21 protein-coding genes and 1 tRNA gene are annotated in these 25,001 nt (G+C 68.1%); 8 read left to right on the top strand and 14 right to left on the bottom strand.

Annotated features, from left to right (window positions below; all coding sequences use genetic code 11):
- Positions 1–258 precede the first annotated feature (258 nt).
- Positions 259–1,626, bottom strand: coding sequence for a DUF4921 family protein (locus ACT3TD_RS10865; RefSeq protein WP_301441693.1), 1,368 nt, complete (start codon positions 1,624–1,626; stop codon positions 259–261).
- Positions 1,627–1,690: 64 nt separating this feature from the next.
- Between ACT3TD_RS10865 and ACT3TD_RS10860 the strand changes: the two genes are divergently transcribed.
- Positions 1,691–2,068 (top strand): hypothetical protein, encoded by a 378-nt coding sequence (locus ACT3TD_RS10860; RefSeq protein ID WP_301441692.1) that lies wholly within the window; start codon positions 1,691–1,693, stop codon positions 2,066–2,068.
- Between the two features lie 26 nt (positions 2,069–2,094).
- Here the strand turns inward: ACT3TD_RS10860 and ehuA are convergent, their stop codons facing one another.
- From ehuA to ACT3TD_RS10845, 3 genes are read right to left on the bottom strand one after another with little or no spacing between them, the layout of a single operon-like run.
- On the bottom strand, positions 2,095–2,868 hold the full coding sequence (gene ehuA, locus ACT3TD_RS10855; RefSeq protein ID WP_301441691.1) for an ectoine/hydroxyectoine ABC transporter ATP-binding protein EhuA: 774 nt from the start codon (positions 2,866–2,868) through the stop codon (positions 2,095–2,097).
- Positions 2,865–3,845 (bottom strand): amino acid ABC transporter permease, encoded by a 981-nt coding sequence (locus ACT3TD_RS10850; protein ID WP_301441690.1) that lies wholly within the window; start codon positions 3,843–3,845, stop codon positions 2,865–2,867. Before ACT3TD_RS10850 ends, ehuA begins: the two co-directional genes overlap by 4 nt.
- The gene (locus tag ACT3TD_RS10845) at positions 3,845–4,804 is read right to left on the bottom strand and encodes an ABC transporter substrate-binding protein (protein WP_301441689.1); all 960 of its coding nucleotides are present in this window, start codon (positions 4,802–4,804) and stop codon (positions 3,845–3,847) included. Before ACT3TD_RS10845 ends, ACT3TD_RS10850 begins: the two co-directional genes overlap by 1 nt.
- Before the next feature lie 44 nt (positions 4,805–4,848).
- Between ACT3TD_RS10845 and ACT3TD_RS10840 the strand changes: the two genes are divergently transcribed.
- Positions 4,849–6,117, top strand: a complete 1,269-nt coding sequence (locus ACT3TD_RS10840) for a glutaminase (protein ID WP_301441688.1) — start codon at positions 4,849–4,851, stop codon at positions 6,115–6,117.
- On the opposite strand, the gene ACT3TD_RS10835 is transcribed toward ACT3TD_RS10840, so the two are convergent.
- From ACT3TD_RS10835 to ACT3TD_RS10820, 4 genes are all read right to left on the bottom strand, one after another.
- Positions 6,114–6,254, bottom strand: a complete 141-nt coding sequence (locus ACT3TD_RS10835; RefSeq protein WP_301441687.1) for a hypothetical protein — start codon at positions 6,252–6,254, stop codon at positions 6,114–6,116. The two genes, ACT3TD_RS10840 and ACT3TD_RS10835, sit on opposite strands and share 4 nt — an antisense overlap.
- Positions 6,255–6,379: 125 nt before the next feature.
- Positions 6,380–6,661 carry a hypothetical protein gene (locus ACT3TD_RS10830; RefSeq protein WP_444615003.1) on the bottom strand — a complete coding sequence of 94 codons (282 nt, stop codon included), beginning with the start codon at positions 6,659–6,661 and terminating at the stop codon, positions 6,380–6,382.
- Between the two features lie 2 nt (positions 6,662–6,663).
- A tRNA-Leu gene (locus ACT3TD_RS10825) sits at positions 6,664–6,748 on the bottom strand.
- A 70-nt stretch (positions 6,749–6,818) separates the two neighbouring features.
- The gene (locus ACT3TD_RS10820) at positions 6,819–7,469 is read right to left on the bottom strand and encodes a TetR/AcrR family transcriptional regulator (protein ID WP_301441685.1); all 651 of its coding nucleotides are present in this window, start codon (positions 7,467–7,469) and stop codon (positions 6,819–6,821) included.
- Between the two features lie 103 nt (positions 7,470–7,572).
- On the opposite strand from ACT3TD_RS10820, the gene polA reads away from it, so the two are divergent.
- Entirely contained in the window at positions 7,573–10,281 is a 2,709-nt protein-coding gene (gene polA / locus ACT3TD_RS10815) for a DNA polymerase I (protein ID WP_301441684.1), read from the top strand.
- 7 nt (positions 10,282–10,288) lie between these two features.
- On the opposite strand, the gene ACT3TD_RS10810 is transcribed toward polA, so the two are convergent.
- Positions 10,289–11,305, bottom strand: a complete 1,017-nt coding sequence (locus tag ACT3TD_RS10810) for a DUF368 domain-containing protein (protein WP_301441683.1) — start codon at positions 11,303–11,305, stop codon at positions 10,289–10,291.
- 108 nt (positions 11,306–11,413) lie between these two features.
- Between ACT3TD_RS10810 and ACT3TD_RS10805 the strand changes: the two genes are divergently transcribed.
- The 3 genes from ACT3TD_RS10805 (at position 11,414) to ACT3TD_RS10795 (ending at position 16,309) form a co-directional block, all read left to right on the top strand.
- Entirely contained in the window at positions 11,414–12,523 is a 1,110-nt protein-coding gene (locus ACT3TD_RS10805; RefSeq protein ID WP_444615002.1) for an isocitrate/isopropylmalate family dehydrogenase, read from the top strand.
- Between the two features lie 118 nt (positions 12,524–12,641).
- A complete protein-coding gene (gene rpsA, locus ACT3TD_RS10800; protein WP_444615001.1) occupies positions 12,642–14,111 on the top strand; it encodes a 30S ribosomal protein S1 in 1,470 nt (489 codons plus the stop codon).
- A gap of 173 nt (positions 14,112–14,284) precedes the next feature.
- Positions 14,285–16,309 carry a glucose PTS transporter subunit IIA gene (locus ACT3TD_RS10795; protein ID WP_441588336.1) on the top strand — a complete coding sequence of 675 codons (2,025 nt, stop codon included), beginning with the start codon at positions 14,285–14,287 and terminating at the stop codon, positions 16,307–16,309.
- Here the strand turns inward: ACT3TD_RS10795 and ACT3TD_RS10790 are convergent.
- The 4 genes from ACT3TD_RS10790 to ACT3TD_RS10775 all read right to left on the bottom strand — a co-directional run bounded on the left by ACT3TD_RS10790 (position 16,269) and on the right by ACT3TD_RS10775 (position 21,524).
- On the bottom strand, positions 16,269–18,311 hold the full coding sequence (locus ACT3TD_RS10790) for a heavy metal translocating P-type ATPase (protein WP_441579913.1): 2,043 nt from the start codon (positions 18,309–18,311) through the stop codon (positions 16,269–16,271). The genes ACT3TD_RS10795 and ACT3TD_RS10790 overlap by 41 nt on opposite strands.
- 59 nt (positions 18,312–18,370) lie before the next feature.
- Positions 18,371–18,949 carry a YdhK family protein gene (locus ACT3TD_RS10785; protein WP_301442953.1) on the bottom strand — a complete coding sequence of 193 codons (579 nt, stop codon included), beginning with the start codon at positions 18,947–18,949 and terminating at the stop codon, positions 18,371–18,373.
- Positions 18,950–19,246: 297 nt separating this feature from the next.
- Positions 19,247–20,173, bottom strand: a complete 927-nt coding sequence (locus tag ACT3TD_RS10780; protein WP_301442954.1) for a MaoC family dehydratase — start codon at positions 20,171–20,173, stop codon at positions 19,247–19,249.
- 13 nt (positions 20,174–20,186) lie between these two features.
- Positions 20,187–21,524, bottom strand: coding sequence for a 3-oxoacyl-ACP reductase (locus tag ACT3TD_RS10775; RefSeq protein ID WP_301442955.1), 1,338 nt, complete (start codon positions 21,522–21,524; stop codon positions 20,187–20,189).
- A 181-nt stretch (positions 21,525–21,705) separates the two neighbouring features.
- Here ACT3TD_RS10775 and ACT3TD_RS10770 point away from each other — a divergent pair, with 181 nt between their 5' ends.
- Positions 21,706–23,073, top strand: coding sequence for an acetyl-CoA C-acetyltransferase (locus ACT3TD_RS10770; protein ID WP_441579894.1), 1,368 nt, complete (start codon positions 21,706–21,708; stop codon positions 23,071–23,073).
- 107 nt (positions 23,074–23,180) lie between these two features.
- On the opposite strand, the gene ACT3TD_RS10765 is transcribed toward ACT3TD_RS10770, so the two are convergent.
- The gene (locus tag ACT3TD_RS10765; RefSeq protein ID WP_444614999.1) at positions 23,181–24,461 is read right to left on the bottom strand and encodes a DUF4185 domain-containing protein; all 1,281 of its coding nucleotides are present in this window, start codon (positions 24,459–24,461) and stop codon (positions 23,181–23,183) included.
- Between the two features lie 66 nt (positions 24,462–24,527).
- On the opposite strand from ACT3TD_RS10765, the gene ACT3TD_RS10760 reads away from it, so the two are divergent.
- Positions 24,528–24,995 carry a hypothetical protein gene (locus tag ACT3TD_RS10760; RefSeq protein WP_301442958.1) on the top strand — a complete coding sequence of 156 codons (468 nt, stop codon included), beginning with the start codon at positions 24,528–24,530 and terminating at the stop codon, positions 24,993–24,995.
- The last annotated feature ends 6 nt before the right edge of the window (positions 24,996–25,001 follow it).

Below are 25,001 nucleotides of genomic sequence, written 5' to 3'. Positions count from 1 at the left end.
CCTTTATGTGGGTTGTCGTCGGTTGGAGAGGTGTGAGGCTCCACATGGGCGCAGCCCTGACCGCGGACCGTAGGCGGGGTCACCGGTGTTGTCAACGGTTCCGGCTGGGGACAAGCCCCCGGCCCGGTAGACGTTGCAGAGGCGTCTATCAGTGTCCCGTGTCCGGCCATACCGCCGGGGGTAGGGGTACGTGGAAAGCCTGCGCTCAGGCGCAGGTCATACTTCCGGAGATGGTCAGGGCTGCGCCGGGACCTGCGGCTAGCCCTGCACCGCCGGGTTGTAGCGCAGCGAGTTGCGCTGGAACTCGATCTCCCCACCCAGCCGGATCCCCGGGGCCAGACGCCCCTCGTCGCGGGCGACGGTCAGCTTCTCGAGCACCTGTGCCTTCAGGTCGGCGGGGCTCAGGGTGTTGATGAAGATCTTCGTCCCGCCCTCGAACCCGGCCATCGTCGAATCACGCCACTTGATCATGATCCGCCACGGCATCGGCACGTCCACGTCCAACGGCCGGTGCAGCCACTCCTCGTTCGAGGGCATGTGAGGCCCGGCCGCCACATGGCAGGCGTGGACGAGGTCGGCCACCGCGTCGCGCTCCTCGACACTGATGAGCCACGGCTCGGTGGTCCCCGAGCGGGAGAACACCTCCAGGGTCGGCCAGCGGTGCCCGAAACCGGCGAAGGCGACGGCATGGTCGTTCTCGGCGACGATGAGGTTGTGGTGCCCGGCGTAGTCCACCGCCCACTGGTTGTACATGTTCGGGTTCGCCCGCACCTGGGCGATCTCCGTCTCGTTCTGCAGCCCGTGCTCGTCGATGGCCACCAGCTGCTTGTGCAGGTGCTCGATCGAGGCACCGGCGGGCTCCAGCCAGTTCTGGAACGCCGCGACGTAGCGCACGTACGGGTTGGCGCGGTACAGCCGGTCCATCGCGTCCACGGTGAAGGCGATGTAGAGCCGGTGGTCCGACCAGCTCATCTCACCGGAGCTGAGGAGCTGGTCGCTGCGGGTGGCCCCGGGGACGTAGTGGTCGCGGGCGAGGATGATGTCGTGTCCGCCGCCGAACAACGGCCCGCCGAGCTCGTTGACGCTCTGCACCGCCCGCTCCTCGGTGAACAGGGCGTCGATCTCGGACGCGGGACGTCCCGCCGCGGCCAGGCGGATGCGCAGCAGCTGCTCGACGTGGGCGCGTCCCTCCGGCTCGGCGAGGTACTCCGCCATGTGCCGGGCGGCCGTGGCGTCCATCCGGTGGCCGTAGTTCACCAGCCAGTAGTCGTAGGTGAGGATCTCGTAGAGGTTCGCCACCCGCCGAAACAGCGGGTCCGTCGCCTCCAGCTGCGAGACCGTGAGGCCGCGCAGGATCCGGGGGTCACCGTTGTCGTCGATGACCATGCGGGCCTTCTCCGGGGTGGTGCGCAGCAGGTTGGCGATGCCGAAGTCCGTCTGCGTGTCCCGGTTGGCGTCGTTGACCTCGACGATCTCCTCGGGACGTTCCCGGACGGGACGGTGGCCGCGGCTGGGCACGGTCCAGACCTCGGTCCCGGAGAACGGGTTGACCTGTTTGATGGTGCCGTCGGGCAACGTGGTCAACGGAGGTACCGGTGCGGGGGAGATGGGGGAGTGGCCGATCACAGTTACCCAACAGTAGTCGGTCAGACCCTGGCAGTGGGAGCGAGTCAGTGCTTTACTGGTGCCCATGCCTCAGATCGTGTTCAAGATCCTTTCCACCGCCGATCAGCGCGACAGCATCGTCGACGACATCCGGCACCTGGTCGACCTCAACTCCGAGTCGCTGACCGCCGACCTGCAGGTGGCCACCGGCACCGGGGGAGACGCCAGCCTCGAGGAGGTGTGGCAGGACTACGGTTTCGCCGACGCCGCCGACACCACCCCCGAACCGGCGACGGTGACCCTGGACGTCACCCGCTGTGAGGGCAGCATCAGCGCGCTGACCGCCCGCCTGTCCGAGGTGCTGGTCAGCCGCGACAAGCAGCCCGCCGAACAGCTCTTCCAGCAGGTGCTGGACGACCCGGGCACCCCCCGTGTGCCCTGGCACGTCGACATCCGTCCCTGAAACAGGTCGGGGACGCGCGGAGGGGGTCAGTCCAGGATGCTGGACAGGAAGGAGCGGGTGCGCTCCTCCTGGGGGTCGGTGATGACCTGGCGCGCCACACCGTGCTCCACGATGCGTCCGCCGTCCATGAACGCCACGTGGTCGGCGACCTCGCGCGCGAAGCCCATCTCGTGGGTGACGACGAGCATCGTCATGCCGTCGTCGGCGAGACGGCGCATCACGTTGAGCACCTCACCGACGAGCTCGGGGTCCAGGGCGGACGTCGGCTCGTCGAAGAGCATCAGCTTCGGCTTCATCGCCAGTGCGCGGGCGATGGCGACCCGCTGCTGCTGACCGCCGGAGAGCTGCACCGGCCACGCCTCGGCCTTGTCGGACAGCCCGACCATCTCGAGCAGCTCCCGGGCGGTGGCCTCGGCCTCCGCCTTCGGCACGCCCTTCACCTTCACCGGTGCCTCGATGATGTTGGCGAGCACCGTGCGGTGGGTGAACAGGTTGAACTGCTGGAAGACCATGCCGATGTCGGCGCGCTGACGCGACGCCTCGCGCTCGGAGATCTGGTGCAGCCGACCGTTGCGCTCCTGGTAGCCGATGAGGTCGCCGTTGACCTCGATGCGTCCGGCGTCGATGCTCTCCAGGTGGTTCACGCAGCGCAGCAGCGTGGACTTGCCGGAGCCGGACGGCCCGATCAGGCAGGTCACGCCGCCGGTGGGGACCTCCAGGTCGATGCCCTTGAGGACGTCGAGGCGACCGTAGCGCTTCCAGACGTCCTTCACGGCGATCATCGGGGTGTCGGTGCTCATCGGCCGTTCTCCTTGTTGTCTCGGCTGTTCCTGTTGTTTCGTTCGCTGCCCGGGTCCTCGACCGTGATGTTCAGCGGGGGCAGGCCCTCCGCGTCGGTCAGCGCGGCGAGCTGGCGGCTCGTCAGCGCACGGGAGGAACCCCGGGAGTAGTAGCGCTCCAGGTAGTGTTGTCCGACCATGAGGATCGAGGTGATCACCAGGTACCACGTGGCGGCGACGAGCAGCATCGGCACCGGTTCGAACATGGCGTAGGCGATGTCCATCGACCGGCCGTAGAGCTCACCGGCGTAGGGCAGTGCGATGACCAGCGAGGTGGTCTTCAGCAGGCTGATCAGCTCATTGCCCGTCGGCGGGATGATGATGCGCATCGCCTGCGGCAGCACGGTGCGACGCATGTTCTGCCACCAGGTCATACCCAGCGCCTTGGACGCCTCGGACTGGCCCTCGGGCACCGCCTGGATGCCGGCACGCACGATCTCGGCCATGTAGGCGGACTCGTTGAGGCCCAGGCCGATGACCGCCAGCCAGAACATGTTGCTCAGCAGCGAACTGAGTTCGATCTCGGCGAAGCCCACGCTGACCGTCTGGTAGATCGAGGACAGCAGACCCCAGAACACCAGCTGGACGTACACCGGGGTGCCGCGGAAGATCCACAGGTACAGCCAGGCGATGCCGCTGGTCACCGGGTTCGGTGACATGCGCAGCACGGCGAGCACGGCACCGAGGACCACGCCGACGATCATCGCCAGCACGGTCAGCGCCATGGTGTGCACCGCGGCCTCGGCGATCCGGGTGTCGAAGAGGTAGGACGCGTAGGTGTCCCACCCGTAGGCGTCGTTGTGCGCCGCGCTCCACAGGAACACGGCGAGCAGGACGAGCAGGACGACGGACGCGACGATGCGTCCCGGGTGGCGCAGCGGGACGACGTCGTTGTCGGTCGGTCGGGTCCGTTCCTGGGCCCTGGAGTGGTCGCTCATCAGGAGGCTCCTTCTTCGGCGGTGGCGGCGGCGGGCAGGTCGACGTCCTGCGTGTTGACGGTGACGGCGTCGATCGCGCCGTCGGTGAGGCCCCAGGGGCCGAGGATGTCGTCGTACTGGCCCGAGGTGATCAGGTACTCGAGGGCGGCGGCGAAGGCGGGCACCAGGTCCGACTCCTTGGCGAAGGCCCAGCCGAACGGGGTGGTGTCGAAGGCGTCGCCGGCGGGGACGAGCTTGCCCTCCGACAGGCGGATCGCGTAGTCGGTCACCGCGGAGTCCGAACTCAGTGCATCCGCCTTCTCCAGGGCCGTGGCGTTCGCGGCGGCGTTGGCGGACTCGTACACCAGCTTGTTGATCGCCGGACGGCCGTCGGCGACACACTCGTCGGACTTGACCTGCACGTCGTCGGTGTCGGAGTAGGTGCCCTTCTGCACGGCCACGGTGAGCCCGCAGGCGTCCGCCGGGTCCACGGTCTTGCCCGGGGTGGTGGCCCAGGTGATGCCCGAGGTGTAGAAGTCCACGAAGTCGTACGAGTTCCGGCGGTCCTCGGTGTCGGAGAACCCGGAGGTGCCCACGCCCACCGTCCCGGCGGAGATCGACGGCAGGATCAGGTTGAAGTCCTGCTGCTGGAAGCCGACGTCGAGCCCGAGGACGGCGCCGGCGGCACGGACGAGGTCGATCTCGAAACCGATGATCTCGCCGGACGGGTCCTTGAACTGGTTCGGTGGGAATGTCGGGTTGGTCGAGGCCGAGATGCGTCCGGAGTCGCGGTACTCCTGAGGGAGCAGCTCCTGGAGTTCGGGGACGGGTTCGGGCAGGGTGTCTACCCAGCCCTCCGGGTTTCCGGACTCCTCGTTGGTGACGCAGGCCACCAGAGACGTCGAGAGCATCAGGGCCCCCAGGACCGAGCCGACACTGCGGGCGATAAAGCCCGGTCGCGGAACGGGAAGGGGTGTCATGGGTGGAAGTATATCGGCGACGGATTCTGTTAGTCTCGGGGGCCATGAACTCCCTCGTCGAAGACTATCTCAACGACATCATGGACCGGGTGCGCGACGAGGACGGTGGCGCGGTCGCCGACTACATCCCCGAACTCGCCAAGGCAGACCCCACGCCGCTGGCGATCGCGATGTGCACGAACCAGGGGTGGATCTACAGCGTCGGCGACGACGAACGCGAGTTCACCATCCAGTCGATCTCCAAGCCCTTCGCCTACGCCGCCGCACTCCAGGACTGCGGGGTGGAGAAGGTGCTGGAGACGGTGGGGATGGAGCCCTCCGGTGAGGCCTTCAACGAGCTCTCCTTGGACGGGAAGACGCACCGTCCGGTCAACCCGATGATCAACGCCGGGGCCATCGCCGTCAACCAGCTGATCAACGGTGAGGACTCCTCGGTCGAGGACCGGGTCGACGTGATCGTCGAGTACTTCTCCCGGCTCGCCGGGCGGCAGCTCACCGTGGACGAGGACGTGACGGCCTCGGAGACGGGCTCCGCCGACCGCAACCTGGCGTTGGCCCACATGCTGCGCAGCTACGACGTGATCAGTGACCGTGCGGAGGACGCCGTGGCGAGCTACACCCGGCAGTGCTCGATCCGGGTCACGGTGAAGGACCTCGCGGTGATGGGGGCCACCCTGGCCCTCGGAGGCGTGCAGCCGCTCACCGGCGAGAGGATCCTGGAGCCGCTGGTGTGCCGGCAGGTGCAGGCCGTCATGGCGTCCGCCGGGATGTACGACGGGGCGGGCAAGTGGATGGCGGGCGTGGGCATCCCGGCGAAGTCCGGGGTGGCCGGGGGACTGATGGGGACACTGCCCGGACAGCTCGGCATCGCGACGTTCTCGCCGCAGCTGGACGAATCCGGCAACAGCGTGCGCGGGGCGAAGATCTTCCGGGCCCTCTCGGAGGACATGGGCCTGCACCTGATGTCGGCGGTGACGCGCAAGGGCAGTTCGGTGCGCGGCGTGCGTACCCGCGGGCGCAGCACGATCTTCCGGCTGCAGGGTGGTCTGGACTTCTCCGGTGCCGAGGAGTTCCTCATGGAGACCGAGCACCAGGACATCTCCACCCCGCGGGTCATCATCGACGCCCGTCGGGTGACCGAGAGCAACCCGGTGGGTCGCCGCATGGTGAAGGAGGGGCTGCGCCGCATCCGCGAGACGGGGAAGAAGGTCGCGGTCGTCGACCCGAACAACGTCCTCGGTAAGAGGCGGTTCGAGGACGGGACGACGGTGGCCACCACCGCGGCCGAGATCGTCGACCCCGACGAGGATTAGGGGAGCAGCGAGGAGGCTGCTGCCCCGAGGTCGCCGATCAGCCCGAAGGGCGACGACAGGAGCGACCCGACGATGAAGATGGCATTGGACGCGTAGGCGCCGGACGTCTCGATTGCTTCGGCGATGGGAAGGTCCACGGCTGTTTCCTCCTGGGTGGGGTGTGGCGCCGGGACCGTCCCGACAGTTTCACTGGACAACCTACCGTATGGTGGGCCGCGGTACCATCCGGGGTATGACGGACCGGTTCACCGCGGATCCACGCCTAGGCCACCCGCTGCTCGCCGGAAACCACGACGCCGCGCACCCCATGCGCGCCAAGGCGCTGGCCGGGCACCCCAGGTTCCTGCGGGCCTTCGACACCGTCGCCGCGGCGACGACGCTGAAGATCGAGGGTCGACGGGCGGTGGTCAACCACTTCCCGTACGACCGCGACCACACCGAGCCCGACCGTCACGTGCTCGTGCGGGCCGCTGCGGGCCGCTGCGGGCCCCTGCAGGCCGGGCAGCAGAAGACCCCGCCGGTCGATCTCGACCGGCGGGGTCATGATGGTGCCCTGGGTGGGACTCGAACCCACACGCCCGAAGACACTGCATTTTGAGTGCAGCGCGTCTGCCAATTCCGCCACCAGGGCCAACAAACGGAGATGATACGGGAGGGTCGTCGCACCCGACAACACCGGGGTGGCGGCGGGTGCGACCGGCTCACCGTCCTGCGGGTTCACCGTCCAGTACACACTGGATCAGGTCGCCGTAGTAGGTGACGAAGGCCTCGACGTCGGCGTCGTGGAAGTACTCCTGGGTGACGAGCCGGCGCATCAACGCCAGGCCGATCACCATCGACATCGCCGCCTCTGCCCGCATCTCCGGGTCGGCGCCGGAGTCCGAGCCGGTCTCGGCGGCCACCCGTTCCAGGACGGGGGCGACGACCTGCTGGCGGAAGACCCGTCCGAGGGTGTCGACGATGTGCCGGTTGCCGCCGGCGTCGGCGAGTTTGCGCACCAGCGAGTTCGGGCTGTCGTCGGCGGAGGTCACCGCCAGCCGTGCCAGGTGGGTGCCCATCTGCGTGAAGGGGACGTTCTCCAGACGCGCGGCGGCCTCGGTGAAGTCCAGCTGCGCCTCGTAGAGGTTCTCCTTCGTTCCGTAGTACTTGATGATCAGCGGGGCACTGACACCGACCTCGGTGGCGATGTCCTTGAGTGACACCTCGCTGTAGGGGCGCTTGTTGAAGGCGTTCTTCGCGCACTCCAGGATGTACACCCGGGTCTCCTCGGCACGACGCCGGGCCGACGACTGCTGTTCGGTCGCCGGTTCAGTCGCCGGTTCTTCCGGGACGCTCTCTGTCTGGTCACTCATGGCGACTAGAATAGCCCGGGCACGACACCGACTGCGGCAGCAACCACGAGAAGTGTGTCCGGCGGCGTGAAAAGAACACGTCACGGACATGCAGGAAGGTCACATGACAGACAACCCCGGGGACGAGCGCCCCACCCTCCTGTTGCTCGACGGACACTCCCTGGCCTTCCGGGCGTTCTACGCCCTGCCGGCACAGAACTTCTCCACGACCGGGGGCCAGTACACCAACGCCGTCTACGGCTTCCTCGGCATGTTCCTGGGGCTGATGGAGGCAGAACGGCCGACACACGTCGCCGCGGCCTTCGACCTCTCCGGTCCGACGTTCCGGGAGAAGGACCTCCCGGAGTACAAGGCGCAGCGTCCGCCGGCACCCGAGGAGTTCCACGGGCAGGTCGAGCTGATCCAGGAGGCGTTGCAGTCCCTCGGCGTCCGGACGCTGACGAAGGAGGCCTACGAGGCCGACGACATCATCGCCACCCTGTCCTGCCGGGGCACCGAGGCGGGCATGCGCACGGTGATCTGCACCGGCGACCGCGACAGCCTGCAGCTCGTCAACGACGACGTCACCGTCCTCTACACCCTGCGCGGCGTCTCCGAACTCGACCGGTTCACCCCTGCGCGCGTGGAGGAGAAGTACGGGGTTACCCCCACCCAGTACCCCGACCTGGCCTCGCTGCGTGGCGACACCTCAGACAACATGCCCGGGGTGCCGGGGGTGGGCCCCAAGACCGCCCAGAAGTGGATCACGAAGTACGGCAGCCTGGACGCGGTGATCGACCACATCGACGACTTCGGCGGCAAGGTCGGCGACGCCCTGCGCGACAACATCGACAACGTCGTGCTGGCCCGCAAGGTCACCGAGATGGTCCGCGACCTCGACCTCGGGGACCTCAACGGCGACGGTGGGAAGCTCTCAGCGCTGCGTCCCGGACACGTGGACGCCTCCGAGGCGATCGACCTGTTCGACACCCTGCAGTTCGGCAACAACCTGCGCAACCGCACCTTCCGCACCATGGGCATCGAGTTCGAGGACGGTGCGGCGTCCGAACTCGCCGTCGACACCGTCGACGACGGCAAGCTCGCCAAGTGGCTCACCGAGCGCGCCGGCTGGAAGGACGGCCGCAACCCCGGCGACGCGTCCACCAACCGTCCGCTCGTCGTCGAGGTGACCGGAACCGGGACGCCGTTCGGCGGCAACGCCGCGCGCGTCGTCCTGCTCGACCCGGAAGCCGGCGAGGACGGCGTCCTGCACGCCGTGGACATCGACCTGACAGACCAGGACCCGAAGGACGAGGCGGCACTCACCGCCTGGCTCGCGGACGTCTCCGCCGCCAAGTGGCTGCACGACTCCAAACGGGCCTGGCACATGCTCCACGGCTCCGGTCTGGAACTCGACGGCGTGGAGCACGACACCGCGCTCGCCGCCTACCTCCTGCGTCCGGACGTGCGCTCCACCGGGCTGGCGGACGTCCTGCAGCGCCACGTCGGACACGAGCTCGCCGAGGACGCCGCCGGCGGCGTGCGCGCACAGGCCGTGCTCGACCTGGTGACCTCGCTGACCCCGGAGCTCGCCGGGATCGGCGCGATGGAGCTCTACCTCGACCTCGAGGTGCCGCTGGCCACCGTCCTGGCGCGCATGGAGAGCCACGGCATTTCCGTGGACCGTGACTCGCTGCAGGAACTCTCCGACAACTACGGTGACCGCATCACCGAGGAGGTCACCGCCGCCCGCGAGATCGCCGGCGACGAGTCGCTCAACCTCTCCAGCCCCAAGCAGCTGCAGAAGGTGCTCTTCGAGGACTTCGGCCTGCCCACCACCAAGAAGACCAAGACCGGGTACTCCACCGCCGCCGGCGAGCTGGAGAAGCTCACCGCCCAGACCGGGCACCCCTTCCTGTCGCACCTGATGGCCCACCGCGAGTACCAGAAGATGAAGACCACCATCGACGGACTCATCGAGGCCACCGCCGACGACGGACGCATCCACACCACCTTCAACCAGCGCGGTGCCGCCACGGGCCGGCTGTCCTCGGCTGAACCGAACCTGCAGAACATCCCGGTGCGTACCGAGGCAGGACGCCACATCCGCGGCGCCTTCCGCGTCGGCGCGGGCTACACCACGCTGCTGACCGCCGACTACTCGCAGATCGAGATGCGTGTCATGGCGCACCTCTCCGAGGACCCCGGCCTGATCGAGGCCTACCGCAACGGTGAGGACCTGCACAACTACGTGGGCTCCAAGGTCTTCGACGTGCCCGTCGACGAGGTCACCCCGGAACTGCGTCGCCGGGTGAAGGCGATGAGCTACGGGCTGGTCTACGGGCTCAGCGCCTTCGGCCTGTCCCAGCAGCTCAACATCGCCGCCGGTGAGGCGAAGAAGATCATGGACACCTACTTCGAGCGCTTCGGCGGAGTGAAGGACTACCTCGACACCGTGGTCGAACGGGCCAAGGAGGTCGGCTACACCGAGACGCTCTACGGGCGACGTCGCTACCTGCCGGAGCTCAACTCCAGCAACCGGGTGGCGCGCGACAACGCCGAACGCGCCGCGCTGAACGCGCCGATCCAGGGCACCGCCGCCGACATCATCAAGCGGGCGATGCTGCGCGTCGACCGGGAGATGACACGGCGCGGCATGCGGTCACGTGTGCTGCTGCAGGTGCACGACGAGCTCGTCGTCGAGGTCGTCGACGGCGAGCTCGAGGAGATGACTGCGCTGCTGCAGGAGCAGATGGACGGGGCGGCCGAACTGCGCGTCCCGCTGGACGTCTCCACCGGGACCGGGGAGAACTGGGAGGCCGCCGGGCACTGAGTCCGGTCTAGGAGGTACGTGATGCGTTCGCCCGCATGCGGCGACGCTTCGTGACCTGCTCGGCGATGACCATCGCAGCGACGACTGCGGCGCCGAGGACGAACAGCAGGACGGCGGTGCCGACCTGGTCGCCGGGGGCCTGCAGGCTGGAGTCGTCGTCCTGCCAGGGCCACAGGGCGCGCAGTGAACCGAGCAGCATGCCTGTCATGGTGAACAGGCTCAGTGTGCGGTGCTTGGTCAGCAGGTGCTCCATGACACGGACGAAGAGCACCAGGCCGGTCAGGGCGCCGAGACCGAAGACCAGGATGTAGGTGATGTCCAGTTCGCTCACCGCGGTCAGCGTGGCGGAGTAGATGCCGATGGCGTAGAGGAAGAAGGAGCCGGAGACGCCGGGCAGGATCAGGGCGCACACGGCGATCGCGGCGGCGATGAACACCAGGAACAGGTTCGGGTCGTTGTTCGTCGACGAGGAGAACCCGGTGGCGATGAAGGTGAACAGTGCGCCGACGATGAACAGCGGCACGGCCACGGGGAGCCGACGTTTCAGGTCGGCGGTGTCGATCAGCAGGATCGGCACGACCACGGACACGGCGACCATGCCCAGGAAGAGGCTCTTGGCGGGGATCGGGTGGTCCTCGACGAACGTGCCGAGGATGCCGGCCAGTGCGAAGACCATGGCGACCATGCCGATGGCCATCGGGATGAGCATTGTCCAGTCCACGGACTTGATCTTCCGGATCCCCGCCGGGCGGTCCGTGGCGAAGGCCTTCAGGCCGTCGAGCAGTCGGTTGGCGTTGTACAGCACGCGCTCGTACACGCCGGTGACCAGGGCCACGGTGCCGCCGGAGATGCCCGGGACGAGCTCGGCGGAGCCGATGAGGCCGCCGCGGAGCGCGTTGAGGACGACGGCCCCCGGTGTGAAGGGGGTGTTCTCGAAGGCGGGGCGCCGCGAGGTCGCGTGCTCGGCAGGGTGCTCGGCGGCGTTCTCGGCGGAGTGCCCGGTGCCGGGTGAGGTTTCGTTCATGGGCGTCATCGTATCCGGATGATGTGTGGGGTGGTGAAAAGTCCGAAGCGGCCCGCGTGTCAGCCCACCGTCGACCCAGGGGCGGGGCAGGACCTAGGATGGGTGACCGTGATCACTCCAGGCGACTCCACCGGCACGCACCACGAACTCAGGCTGGGCTACTGGCCAGGGGAGGGCATCGGCCCGGAGATCGTGGCCCCCACCGTCACCGCCACGACCACCGCGCTGCGTCACCACGGCGGCGTCTCCGTGCGCTGGGTGCCCCTGCTGCTCGGCCGGGAGGCCTTCGGGCAGGCCGGCAGGATCCTTCCGGAACAGACCTGGGAGACGGTCGCCGGACTGGACGGCTGGGTGCTCGGCCCGCACGACAACGCGTCCTACCCGCCGGAGGCGCGCGAGCAGCAGAACCCCTCCGCCGCCCTGCGGGTGCGCGCCCAGCTGTGGGCGAACGTGCGACCGGTGCGCGGGCTGCCCGGGGCGGTGGCGCCCGACCTGGACGTGGTCGTCGTCCGGGAGAACACCGAGGGGCTCTACGCCGACCGCAACATGTACGCCGGCTCCGGTGACGTGATGGTCACCGAGGACGTCGCCCTGGCCATCGGAACCTTCACGCGCCAGGGCGTGCGCCGGATCGTCCGGCACGCAGGACGCGTCGCTGCCGCGCGCGGCGGCGTCCTCACGGTCGCGCACAAGGCGAACGTCCTGGCCAGGACGTCCGGGATGTACCTGGAGGAGGCCGAGGCGATGGCGGACGAGACCGGGGTGCGGTTGCTCCCGGTGCACATCGACGCCTTGTGCGCCGACCTGGTGGTCAACCCCGGGCGTCACCGCACGATCGTGGCGGAGAACATGTTCGGCGACATCCTCTCCGACCTCACCGCGGCCCTCGGTGGCACGCTCGGCGCCGCCGGCAGCGTGAACGCCGGGGACACGGCGGTGATGGCACAGGCCGCGCACGGTTCCGCGCCGGACATCGCGGGGCAGGGCGTGGCGAACCCGGCCGGGCTGATGAACTCGGCGGCGCTGATGCTGCGGCACCTCGGGTACGGGGAGGCCGGCGACGCGCTCGGCGGGGCTGTGCGGCACGCGCTCATGCACGCGCCCACCCCGGATGTGGCGGGAGAGGCCGGAGTGGCTGGAGATGGCTCAGGTGCGGCAGGGGCGGGCACCGAGGAGTTCGCGGAGATGGTATTTGCACAGCTCGGAGGGGTCGTGTAGCCTGCATTCTGTTAACCGTCTGTCCGCAGGCGCGCGACGGTGCCGGGAAGCTGAACGCTGGCGGAACGGTGCCCCCTGTCCATCACTAAGAACAATCCGTCTCGGAGCAACTTCACATATGCCCACCAACAACGTTCCTCAGGTAGCCGTCAACGACATCGGCTCCGCTGAGGATTTCCTCGCCGCCGTCGACGCCACCATCAAGTACTTCAACGACGGTGACATCGTCGAGGGTACCGTCGTCAAGGTCGACCACGACGAGGTCCTGCTTGACATCGGATACAAGACCGAGGGTGTCATCCCCTCCCGCGAGCTGTCCATCAAGCACGATGTCGATCCCGGCGAGGTCGTCGAGGTCGGCGACGAGGTCGACGCCCTGGTCCTCACCAAGGAGGACAAGGAAGGCCGCCTGATCCTGTCCAAGAAGCGCGCACAGTACGAGCGCGCCTGGGGCACCATCGAGGAGCTCAAGGAGAAGGACGAGCCGGTCACCGGTACCGTCATCGAGGTCGTCAAGGGCGGCCTCATCCTGGACATCGGCCTGCGTGGCTTCCTGCCCGCCTCCCTCGTCGAGATGCGTCGCGTCCGCGACCTCCAGCCGTACATCGGCCAGGAGATCGAGGCCAAGATCATCGAGCTGGACAAGCAGCGCAACAACGTCGTGCTGTCGCGTCGCGCATGGCTCGAGCAGACCCAGTCCGAGGTCCGCTCCGAGTTCCTGCACCAGCTGCAGAAGGGCCAGGTCCGCAAGGGCGTCGTGTCCTCCATCGTCAACTTCGGCGCCTTCGTCGATCTCGGCGGTGTCGACGGCCTGGTTCACGTCTCCGAGCTGTCCTGGAAGCACATCGACCACCCGTCCGAGGTCGTCACCGTCGGTGACGAGGTCACCGTCGAGGTGCTCGACGTCGACCTGGACCGCGAGCGCGTGTCCCTGTCGCTGAAGGCCACCCAGGAGGATCCGTGGCGCGTCTTCGCCCGGACCCACGCGATCGGTCAGATCGTCCCGGGCAAGGTCACCAAGCTGGTTCCGTTCGGCGCCTTCGTCCGCGTCGAGGAGGGCATCGAGGGCCTGGTCCACATCTCCGAGCTGGCCGAGCGCCACGTGGATGTCCCGGACCAGATCGTCACCGTCGGCCAGGAGCTCATGGTCAAGGTCATCGACATCGACCTCGAGCGTCGTCGTATCTCCCTGTCGCTGAAGCAGGCCGACGAGGACTTCGCCGAGGAGTTCGACCCGTCCAAGTACGGTATGGCCGACTCCTACGACGAGCAGGGCAACTACATCTTCCCGGAGGGCTTCGACTCGGAGACCAACGAGTGGATGGAAGGCTACGACGAGCAGCGTGAGGCATGGGAGGCCCGGTACGCCGAGTCCGAGCGTCGCCACAAGACCCACGCCGCCCAGATCGAGCGCCACCGCGCCCAGGCCGCCGAGGCTGACGAGGCTGCCGACAACGGCTCCTACTCCAGCAACTCGGACAAGCCGGCCGCCGCCGCCACGGAGGAGACCACCTCCGACGCCGGTTCCCTGGCGTCCGACGAGCAGCTCGCCGCTCTGCGCGAGAAGCTCGCCGGCTCCGGTGAGTAGTACCGTCTCCCAGTAGACGAGTCGGACCCGGCCCACCCCGTATTCGGGGTGGGCCGGGTCTTTTGTGCGTTCAGGGCCTTATGTTTTGACCGGGGATGTTCTACGATGGGTGAGGTGCCGCCCTAACCTTGGGCGGCAGGAACATCCCTCCAGCTCACCAAGGCGGACACCCGATGGCCTCAGCAGCGACAGACACGTCCCGGCACATTCTCGCGGAGGTGGGCGGAGCGGACAACGTCTCGTCGCTCACCTACTGCGCCACCCGACTTCGGTTCGACCTCGTCGACCGGTCGAAGGTCGACATCGACAAACTCGACAGCGACCCCGCCGTGCTCGGCGTGGTGGAGCAGGGGAGTACCGGCCTGCAGGTCGTGATGGGCGGCGGCGTCGCCGACTACTACAACGCCATCGTCCGGGAACCCGGCATGGGTGACGCGGACGCCGAGAGCCGAGCCGCGTCGAAGAAGGAGTACGGGGGAGTCCGCGGCAGGTACGACTGGGTCAACTACTGCTTCGAGTTCCTCTCCGACACCTTCCGCCCCGTGCTGTGGGCGCTGCTCGGTGCCTCCCTGATCATCACCATGCTGGTCCTCGCCGACACCTTCGGGATGCAGGACTTCCGGGCTCCGATGGAGGAGCAACCCAACGGCTACGTGCTGCTGCATGCGATGTGGCGCTCCGTCTTCTACTTCCTGCCGATCATGATCGGTGCGACGGCCGCCCGTAAGCTCGGCGCCAACGAGTGGGTCGGCGCGGCCATCCCGGCGGCCCTGCTCACCCCAGAGTTCCTCTCCCTCGGCGAGGCGGGGGACACCGTCCAGGTCTTCGGCCTGCCGCTGGTGCTCAACGACTACTCCTCGCAGGTCTTCCCGCCGCTGATCGCGGCCATCGGGTTGTTCTGGGTGGAGAAGGGGCTCAAACGCATCATCCCGCAGTCCGTGCAGATGGTGTTCGTACCCTTCTTCTCGCTGCTGATCATGATCCCGGCGACGGCGTTCCTGCTCGGCCCGTTCGGCATCGGCATCGGCAACGGGATCTCCGAGTTCCTGCTGTGGCTCAACGGCGTCTCCCCGTTCATCCTGGCCGTGATCATCCCCCTGCTGTACCCCTTCCTCGTGCCGTTGGGCCTGCACTGGCCGCTGAACGCGATCATGATCCAGAACATCGCCACCCTCGGCTACGACTTCATCCAGGGGCCGATGGGTGCCTGGAACTTCGCCTGCTTCGGCGTCGTCGCCGGTGTGTTCGTGATCTCGGTCCGCGAACGGAACAAGGGTATGCGTCAGGTGTCCTTCGGTGGACTGATGGCCGGACTGTTCGGTGGTATCTCCGAGCCCTCGCTGTACGGCGTGCTGCTGCGGTTCCGCAAGACCTACATGCGTCTGCTGCCGGGATGTCTGGTCGGTGGCGTGATCATGGGCTTCTTCGACGTGAAGGCCAGCGCGTTCGTCTTCACCTCGCTGCTGACTTTCCCGGCGATGGACCCCTGGGCCGGCTACCTGTTCGGCATCGCCGCCGCCTTCGTCACCTCGATGTTGCTTGTGCTGTTCTTCGACTACCGCGGTAAGGACGAGAAGGCCGAGGTGCGTGCGGCGCTTGCTGCAGAGCAGGACGCGGAACGGGACGCTGAACTCGACCAGGAACAGGACGCCGGGCAGGACGCAGCGTCCGGAGTGGTGGCACCCGCCGCGAAACCGGCGCTGGTCCCGGGGACGGTCACCGTGTTGACCACGCCGGTGGAGGGGCGGGTGATCCCGCTGAGCGAGGTGGACGACCCTGCCTTCTCCTCCGGGGCACTCGGGCAGGGTGTGGCCGTGGAACCCTCGGGCGACACGGTCGTGGCCCCGGCCGACGGGAAGGTTCTCACCGTGCAGAAGACCGGCCACGCCGTGGGACTGCGGCTGGACAGCGGTATCGAGCTGCTGATCCACATCGGCATCGACACGGTGAAGATGGGTGGTGAGGGCTTCGAGGTGCTCGTCGAGAAGAGGCAGCGCGTCGAGGCCGGTACCCCGTTGATCCGGTTCGACACCGAGAAGATCCGTGAGGCCGGCTACTCCACCGTCACCCCGGTGGTGGTGGTCAACAGCCGTGCATTCGGTTCGGTGGAGGGGATGCCCGCACCGCTCGCGGCCTTCGGCGACGACATCGTCACCGTCACTGCTGCGGTGTCCAGCGACGCAGCAGCTGCGCGTTGAGGGCGACGACGACGGTGGAGGCGGACATCAGGATCGCGCCCACGCTCATCGGCAGCACGAAACCGACCGGCGCCAGCACGCCGGCGGCCAGGGGCACCGACACCAGGTTGTAGCCGGCGGCCCACCACAGGTTCTGCCGCATCTTCCGGTAGGCGGCCTGCGAGAGTGAGATCACGGAGACCACCGAACGCGGGTCCGAGCTGGCGAGGATCACCCCGGCCGACCCGATGGCGACGTCGGTGCCCGCACCGATGGCGATGCCCACGTCGGACGCGGCGAGCGCCGGCGCGTCGTTGACGCCGTCGCCGACCATCGCGACCTTGTGGCCGTCCGCCTGAAGTTCGGCGACCTTCGCCGCCTTGTCCTCGGGACGCACACCGGCGAAGACCTGGTCGATGCCGAGTTCCGTGGCGACGGAGGTCGCCACCGCCTCGGCGTCGCCGGTGATCATCACGACCCGGACCCCACGTTCGTGCAGGTCGTCGACGGCGGTGCGTGACTCCGGGCGGACGCCGTCCGCCAGCCGCAGTGCACCGACGACACCACCGTCCACCAGGACGTGGAGGATGATCGCGCCCTCGTCCCGCCACGCGGCGGTGCCGGGCAGTGCCGGGGCGTCGCGCTGCTCGAGCAGGTGGGGACCACCGACCTCGACAACGTGGTCGTCGACGACCGCGCGCACGCCGACCGCCGGGGAGGAAGAGAAGTCCGACGCCCGGGGGACGTCCAGTCCACGGTCCGCTGCGGCGGTGACGATCGCGTGGGCGAGGGGGTGCTCACTGTCGGTCTCCGCCGCGGCGGCGAGGGACAGGGCCCGGTTCCCGTCGAGGTCATTCTCGTCGGGGACGAGTACCTCGGTGACCGTCGGTTCCCCGAGAGTGAGCGTGCCGGTCTTGTCGAACAGCACGGTGTCCACCGAGCGCATCGACTCCAGCGCGAGGCGGTCCTTGATCAGGATGCCGGAACGGGCGGCACGCTCGGTGGCGATGGACACCACGAGCGGGATCGCCAGGCCCAACGCGTGCGGGCAGGCGATGACGAGCACGGTGATGGTGCGCACCACGGCGTCCTCGGGGCGTCCGGCCACCGACCACACGACGGCGGTGACGACGGCGGCCCCCAGGGCGAACCAGAACAACCAGCCGGCGGCGGTGTCCGCCAGGCGCTGGGCCCGCGACGAGGAGTTCTGCGCCTCGGAGACCAACGTGCGGATGCCCGCCAGTGTGGTGTCCTCGCCGACGGCGGTGACCCGCACCCGCAGGCCCGAGTCCGTGGCGACGGTGCCGGCGACCACGGTGTCCCCGACGTCGCGGCGCACCGTCGCGGACTCTCCGGTGACCATGGACTCGTCCATCGACGCCGAACCGTCCACCACCGTGCCGTCGGCCGGGACGGCGGCACCGGGCCGGACGATGACCACGTCGTGCAGGCCCAGCTCGTCGGGGGAGACGGTCGTGACCGAACCGTCCTGCCCGACGCGCTCGGCCTCGTCCGGCAGCAGAGCCGCCAGCGAGTCCAACGCGGAGGACGTCTGCGCGAGCGAGCGCATCTCGATCCAGTGGCCGAGCAGCATGATCACGACCAGCAGCGCGAGCTCCCACCAGAAGTCCAGCTCATGGCTGAGCACGTTCAGGCTCGCGCCCCACGAGGAGACGAAGGCGACGGTGATGGCCAGGGCGATGAGCAGCATCATCCCCGGCTTGCGTGACCTGATCTCGTCGACGGCACCGCTGAGGAAGGGGCGCCCGCCCCAGAGGTACATCACCGTGCCCAACACCGGGGACACCCAGCCGACGACGGCGTTGTCGGGCAGGTCGTAGCCGATCAGGTCGGCGAACATGGTGTTGCAAGCCACCACCGGGACCGCCAGGACCAGCATGATCCAGAACAGTCGGCGGAACTTCGCCACGTGGCCGGCGTGGCTGGCGTGGCCGGAATGCCCACCGTGGTCGGCGTGGCCGCCCGTGTGTTCCATGTGTTCCGAGTGATTCATGTGGTCCATATGGTCGATATGTTCCATGTCATTCATGGTGCTGCTCTCCTCGTGGTGCGACGGACAGGTCAGTTCGCCGCGCGCATCTCACTCTCGGTGACCCACTTGTGGTTGGTCATCGTCATGCCGTCGGACTCGTAGTCGACCATGTACACCGTCTCGTCGGTGGAGCTGTCGATCGTGGCCGTGGCGCCCTTCATGCCCGCCATGTGGTCGGCCTCGAGCGTGACCGTCGCGCCGTCCTCCAGACGCTCCGACCCGGCGTCGGCGAGCTCCTCCTGGACGACCCACCTGTGGTCCCTGACCGGCTCACCGCCGTTGGTGGGCGTGTAGGACACCGAGTAGGTGTAGGTGTCGAAGGCGCCGGCGACGGTTGCCGTGGCACCCTCCATGCCCGCCATGTGGTCGGCGGTCAGGACGACCTCGCTGCCCACCGGGAACTCCGGGTCGGACGCCTCGGTGATGCCCTCGGGGGCGGGGCCTCCGTCGGCCGGGTGGTCCATGTCCATGCTCATGTCCGAGCCCATGTCCATGCCGTCGTGGTCACCGTGGCCGGTGGCGGAGCTGGATGTGCTGGTAGTGCTGGTGCTGTCGGTGGAGCTCTGCTGGCTGTCGTCGGCGGAGGGGGAGCAGGCGGTCAGTGACATTGCGGTTCCAATCAGTGTCGCGGCGGTCAGTGCGGTCAGTCGTTTCGACATCGTCGTCTCACTTCCAGTCGGTGGATTACCTATACCCCCTAGGAGTATACCCGGGAGAACAGTGTGTGCCCCCGAGTGTGGGGTGCCGATGCCGGCTGACCTGTGACGGGGCGCGTTGGTACGCCCGTGATGCCGAGAGTACGTCCCCCGGCGTCGTCCGGACAGCACGAAACCCCGCACACCCAGGGTGTGCGGGGTTTCAGGCGGGGCAGACGGCTACGGCGTCACAGCGTCCTCAGGGCATCCTCAGAGCGAGGAGACCTCGGCGATCGCGTGCAGGGTCTCCAACTTGGAGGCCTTGCGCAGCTGCAGCTTCCAGCCGTCCTCGGTCTGCTCGGTGAAGAACGCGACCTTGGTCGGCAGGACCACGGGCTTGGCGAACTCCACCGCGTAGCGTCCTGCGGACGGGAGGTGGCCCTCGAGGCCCGACAGGATCTTCGCCGCGGACCACATGCCGTGGGCGATCGTCGCCGGGAAGCCGAAGGCCTTGGCGCCGAGCGTGGACACGTGGATCGGGTTCTTGTCACCCGAGGCGTCCGCGTACTGCTTGATGTCCGCCGGACCGACCGGCCACGTGGCCATCGGCGTCGGGTCGGACGGGACCTCGGGACGCTCGAACAGCGACCCGGTGTCCTCGTCACGCGCGGCGACCGCGGCGTCCGCCGAGGACGACAGCTTCGCGCCCTTGGCCAGGAAGCCGGAAGTCTGACGCCAGACAGGTGCGGAACCGTCCTCGCCCTCGACGAAGACCTCGGTGACCATGTCGATCAGCAGGCCCTTGCGGTGCCTGCGCAGGTTCTCCGCGTGGGTGCGGATGTGCAGCACGTCGTCGACGGTCAGCGGGCGGGTCTGCTCGATGACGTTGGTCAGGTGCACGCCACCCACGGCGTTGAAGGGGAAGTCGTCGGTCGACATCACCTTCATCACCAACGCGAAGGAGATCACGTAGGGGTAGGTGTACGGCAGCTCGTTGCCGAGGCGCAGACCCACCGCCGCGTTGTAGTCGGCGAGGTGGGCGATGTCGATCGTCACGCCCTTGACCTCGAAACCGGTCGACGGGTCCTTCGTGGCTGACCGCTTGGCGCCGACGACGGGAACCATGTTCTTCGCGGCACCCTTGTACTCGGCCATCAGGTCGGGGATGGCGGGGAGTTCCTTGTAGGTGACAGTCACGCTGGGGTCCTTTCTAGGCGCCGAGCAGGTTCTGGCCGCAGACGCGCACGGTGTTGCCCGTGACCGCGTTCGAGGCGTTGCCGGCGAAGTAGGCGATGGTCTCCGCGACGTCCACGGTGTGGCCACCCTGGGCGAGGGAGTTGAGGCGGCGTCCGACCTCGCGGGTGCCGAAGGGCATCGCGTCGGTCATGGCGGTCTCGATGAAGCCCGGGGCCACGGCGTTGACCGTGATGCCCTTGTCGGCGAGCTCCTCGGAGAAGGAGTCGACCAGGCCGACGACGCCGGCCTTGGTGGTCGCGTAGTTCGTCTGACCACGGTTGCCGGAGATGCCGGCCATCGAGGACACGCCGACCACACGGCCGCCGTCGGCGAAGCCACCGTTGGCCAGCAGGCCCTCGGTGATGCGCACGGGGGCGACGAGGTTGATGTTCTGCACCATGTTCCAGCGGCCCTCGTCCATGTTGGCGAGTAGCTTGTCGCGGGTCACGCCGGCGTTGTGGACGATGATGTCGACCTTGCCGCCGTGGCGCTCCTCGGCGTGGGTCTTGATCCGCTCGGCGGCGTCCGCGGCGGTGACGTCCAGGGGCAGGGAGGAGCCCTTGACCTCGTTGGCGGTCTCCGCCAGACCCTCGCCGGCGGCGGGGATGTCGACGCAGATGACCTTGGCACCGTCACGGCCGAGCACCTTGGCGATGTCGGCGCCGATGCCGCGGGCGGCACCGGTGACGACGGCGATCTTGCCGGCCAGCGGGGCGTCCCAGGACTCCGGGGCGGTCGAGGCGTCCGCGGTGACACGGATGACCTGGCCGTCGACGAAGGCCGACTTGCCGGACAGCAGGAAGCGCAGGGTGGACTCCAGACCGCTCAGGTCGGAGGAAGCCTCCGGTGCGGTGTAGACCAGCTGGGCGGTGGCGCCGCGGCGCAGCTCCTTGGCGACCGAGCGGGTGAAGCCCTCGAGGGAACGCTGCACGATGTGCTCGTCACGGTCCTTCACCAGCTCGGGGGTGGTGCCGATGACCACGAGGCGGGCGCAGGGCAGCAGCTTGCGCATCTGCGGGTTGAAGAAGTCGAAGAGCTGGTGGAGCTCCTCCGGCTTGGTGATTCCGGTGGCGTCGAAGACCAGGGCGGCGCGCTTGGCGTCCGTCCCGGCGTCGACGAACTGGTAGTCGTCGGCGAGCAGCGGCTTGATCCCCGCGGCGAGTCGTCCTTCGCCGCCGATGACGACGGGGCCGTCCAGGGCGGGCTCGCCCTTCTTGTAGCGGCGCAGCGGTTCACCCTGGGGGACGCCGAGCTTTCCAGCGAGCCCGGAATTGACGACCTGGTCGAGCAGGCCCTTATTGGAGGAAGACAACGTTCGTAACTCCTTGGTAGTGGATCCGTTATTCGAAAGCGTACCTACGGTCGCCCGAACAATGTATGTTCACATTTGTACCCTAGTATGTGACCCCGAACCATGTCCCGGAAATCCGTGACGCGGGTTACACGAAGATCTGGGGTCGACCCGGATCCCCCGGTAGACTTCCCGGGGACGTCTGGCACACACCACGACACGACGACACGACAACAACCGATGGAGAGACATCCAGATGACTACTTCGCCTCGTAAGGTCGCCATCCTCGGCGGCAACCGCACCCCGTTCGCGCGCTCCAACAAGGAGTTCTCCAATGCGTCGAACCAGGACATGCTGACCGCGGCCATCAACGGTCTCGTCGCACGCTACGGGCTGCAGGACGAGCAGCTGGGCATGGTTGTCGCCGGTGCCGTCCTCAAGCACGCACGCGACTTCAACCTGACCCGTGAGGTCGTCCTGGGGTCCGCCCTGGACGCCCAGACCCCCGCCTTCGACCTCCAGCAGGCCTGCGGCACGGGTCTGGCCGCCGCCGTCCAGGTCGCCGACGCCATCGCGTTGGGACGCATCGACGCCGGCATCGCCGGCGGTTCCGACACCACCTCCGATGCGCCGCTGGCCGTCAACGACGAGCTGCGCAAGACCCTGATCAAGGTCAACGCGGCAAAGACCACCGGTGAGCGCGTCAAGCTGCTCGGCTCGGTGCGTCCCTCCCAGTTCGCCCCGGACCAGCCGCAGAACGGCGAGCCGCGCACCGGCCTGTCCATGGGTGACCACGCGGCGATCACCGCCCGCGAGCTCAACGTCTCCCGCGAGGACCAGGACCAGCTGGCCGTCGAGTCGCACCAGAAGCTCGCCGCCGCCTACGACGCCGGCTTCTTCGACGACCTGGTGACCCCCTTCCTCGGCGTGCAGCGCGACACCAACCTCCGTGCCGACTCCTCCGTGGAGAAGCTCGCCAAGCTCAAGCCGGTCTTCGGCAAGAAGGACGCCGCCGCGCACGGCACCCAGGCGACCATGACCGCGGCGAACTCCACCCCGCTGACCGACGGCGCCTCCGCCGTCCTGCTGGCCTCCGAGGAGTGGGCCGAGGCCCACAACCTCCCGGTCAAGGCGTACCTGGTGGACTCCGAGACCGCCTCGGTGGACTTCCTGCACGGCCACGACGGACTCACCCCGGACGGACTGCTGATGTCCCCGACCTACGCCGTCCCGCGTCTGCTGGAGCGCAACGGCCTGACCCTCCAGGACTTCGACTACTACGAGATCCACGAGGCCTTCGCCTCCCAGACCCTGGCGACCCTGCAGGCATGGGAGTCCGAGGACTACTGCCGCGACCGTCTCGGCCTGGACGCCCCCCTGGGCTCCATCGACCGGTCCAAGCTCAACGTGAAGGGCTCCTCGCTGGCCGCGGGCCACCCGTTCGCCGCCACCGGTGGACGTATCATCGCCACCGCGGCGAAGACCCTCGAGGAGAACGGCGGCGGACGCACCCTGGTGTCCGTCTGCGCCGCCGGCGGACAGGGCATCACCGCGATCATCGAGCGGTAGATCCTTCCGGACCCTCACTTCGGCAGAGGGTATCCAGAGAGCAACCCCGAAAGGTCGGTGCGACCGACCTTTCGGGGTTGCTCTCTGCGTGGGGGCTCTCAGGCCTGTCAGCCCAGCACGCGGTCCAGGTCGGTGCGCATCATGGCGGTGTTGTAGCCCGACCAGGTGGTCATCACGAAGTACAGCGTGGACGGGTCCGCGGGGTCCTGCCTCGGCAGCATGAAGGAGCCGTAGGCGTCCGGCAACTGCAGGCGCGACACCACGGTCTTCTTCGACGACCACGGCCCGGTGGGGGACGGCGCCTCGCGCAGGACGATGCCCTCGGTGGACTCGTACATCGCCAGCCACTTTTCGCGGTGCTCGTCGTACTGTACGGAGAGCTCGGAGACCCGCCCGTTCAGCACGGTGGCAGCGGCGTCGGGCTTGGTGGACCAGCCGTCGCCGTCCCAGTACTCGGCTTGCGACCAGTTCGGGAAGTTGTCCTCGGTGATGCGGGCGAGTTTCGCCGAACCGTCCCGGCCGCTGGGGGTGCCGTAGGCGTAGACGTAGTTGGTGTTGTTCTCGCTGTGCTTCGTCAGGGCGGTCATCTGGAAGCCGTCGACGACCGGCCGGTCGTCGGTGATGTCGGTGATCCTGGGGTCCGATGCGGCCTTGGTCGAGGCCCGGGTGGAGTTCTCGACAGACTTGAAGGTCTTGCCGTCGTCCTCGGAGACCACAGTCTGCGCGTAGTTCGTGGTCCACTGCCCGGCGTTGCCCCAGGAACGCACCGACATGAAGTCCACGTACTGATTACCGCCGACCTCGATCCCGGACGTCGGGATCTTCGTGTGCTCGGTACCCGGCTCCTTCAACGAGGAGGGGAGGAACTCCCCGGAGCGCTCACCGTTGGCGGTGCCGTCGAGGTAGAAGCCGTCGGACGGGTCGGTGTCCGTGGAGGAGAACAGTGCGTTGGAGTGCCAACCGCTCAGACCCGACTCGCAGCCGAAACTGTCGCCGAAGGCGGCGAGGGTGCGGTCGCCCCCGGCGTCCCACATGAACCCGAGGTCCGTCGACGCCAGGCCCAGCGCGTGCGTCTGGTCCGGGCTGTTCGGCCCGGTGACCATGTACATGCCCTCCGTCGGGCCGGAGAGGTTCGGCAGGTCCCAGGGGGTGCCGTCCGCCCAGGAGGTCAGCGACCCGGACGTGGACGAGCTCCCTGAACTCCCTGAGCTGCTGGTGGATCCGTGGCCCGAGCTGAGCAGGGCTGACGCCCGGTCGATGAGGTTGGGGGAGTAGGTGTCGCACGGCGCCGCGGCGGCTGTCGCGCCACCGAGGACCGCCGCGGTCGCCGCCGTCACGACGGCCGTGAGCGACAGCGACGAGACGCGCTGGAGGGAAGAAGAGAACATGGGGCTCCTGTGAAGAAACGTCACTACTGTGAAATGAGTGTCGGTTGATGACTATAGTTCACACTCATGACCCGTACATCGCTCCGGAAGAATCGACGCCGGCCCGTCCGTCTCGCCGCCACCGGTCTGGCTACGCTCCTCCTCGCAGCCGGCGCGCCTCTGGCAACCGCAGCCCCAGAGGGCACCGCCAAAACCACAGATGACAAAGAGGACACGGACGACGCCGACACGTCCCCCGAGCTCCCGGACCCCCAGGGGGTGGACGGTTCGGTCGGCAGCCTGCTCAACCGCGACCTGGGCACCGGTGACCAGCCCTTCTGCGCCGACCTCGGCGCGAAGCTCGAGGAAATCGCCGACCAGTGGGCCGCCGCGAATGCCGAGGGGGCGCTCAAGGCCGCAGGTGAGTTGCGCTACCTGTTCGCCAACACCAACGCCGCGAACTACCAGTGCCTCACGGCCGCCGGTGCGGCACTGACCTCCTCCGGCAGTGGGTCGCTCACCGGGTCGCTGACCCTGCCGTTGCCGGGGTCCTGACCTTCG

Origin of the sequence: Corynebacterium sp. AOP36-E1-14 (genome assembly GCF_052377495.1) — a bacterium.
In the GTDB taxonomy this organism is placed as follows: domain Bacteria; phylum Actinomycetota; class Actinomycetes; order Mycobacteriales; family Mycobacteriaceae; genus Corynebacterium.
This window is presented reverse-complemented; position numbering and strand designations above follow the sequence as displayed.

Bases quoted from the DNA above. Each gene is read 5' to 3' on its own strand.
- ACT3TD_RS10860 (WP_301441692.1), top strand. From the start codon at position 1,691: ATGCCTCAGATCGTGTTCAAGATCCTTTCCACCGCCGATCAGCGCGAC.
- ehuA (WP_301441691.1), bottom strand. From the start codon at position 2,868: ATGAGCACCGACACCCCGATGATCGCCGTGAAGGACGTCTGGAAGCGC.
- ACT3TD_RS10850 (WP_301441690.1), bottom strand. From the start codon at position 3,845: ATGAGCGACCACTCCAGGGCCCAGGAACGGACCCGACCGACCGACAAC.
- ACT3TD_RS10845 (WP_301441689.1), bottom strand. From the start codon at position 4,804: ATGACACCCCTTCCCGTTCCGCGACCGGGCTTTATCGCCCGCAGTGTC.
- ACT3TD_RS10840 (WP_301441688.1), top strand. From the start codon at position 4,849: ATGAACTCCCTCGTCGAAGACTATCTCAACGACATCATGGACCGGGTG.
- ACT3TD_RS10830 (WP_444615003.1), bottom strand. From the start codon at position 6,661: ATGACCCCGCCGGTCGAGATCGACCGGCGGGGTCTTCTGCTGCCCGGC.
- ACT3TD_RS10820 (WP_301441685.1), bottom strand. From the start codon at position 7,469: ATGAGTGACCAGACAGAGAGCGTCCCGGAAGAACCGGCGACTGAACCG.
- polA (WP_301441684.1), top strand. From the start codon at position 7,573: ATGACAGACAACCCCGGGGACGAGCGCCCCACCCTCCTGTTGCTCGAC.
- ACT3TD_RS10810 (WP_301441683.1), bottom strand. From the start codon at position 11,305: ATGAACGAAACCTCACCCGGCACCGGGCACTCCGCCGAGAACGCCGCC.
- rpsA (WP_444615001.1), top strand. From the start codon at position 12,642: ATGCCCACCAACAACGTTCCTCAGGTAGCCGTCAACGACATCGGCTCC.
- ACT3TD_RS10795 (WP_441588336.1), top strand. From the start codon at position 14,285: ATGGCCTCAGCAGCGACAGACACGTCCCGGCACATTCTCGCGGAGGTG.
- ACT3TD_RS10790 (WP_441579913.1), bottom strand. From the start codon at position 18,311: ATGGACCACATGAATCACTCGGAACACATGGAACACACGGGCGGCCAC.
- ACT3TD_RS10785 (WP_301442953.1), bottom strand. From the start codon at position 18,949: ATGTCACTGACCGCCTGCTCCCCCTCCGCCGACGACAGCCAGCAGAGC.
- ACT3TD_RS10765 (WP_444614999.1), bottom strand. From the start codon at position 24,461: ATGTTCTCTTCTTCCCTCCAGCGCGTCTCGTCGCTGTCGCTCACGGCC.
- ACT3TD_RS10760 (WP_301442958.1), top strand. From the start codon at position 24,528: ATGACCCGTACATCGCTCCGGAAGAATCGACGCCGGCCCGTCCGTCTC.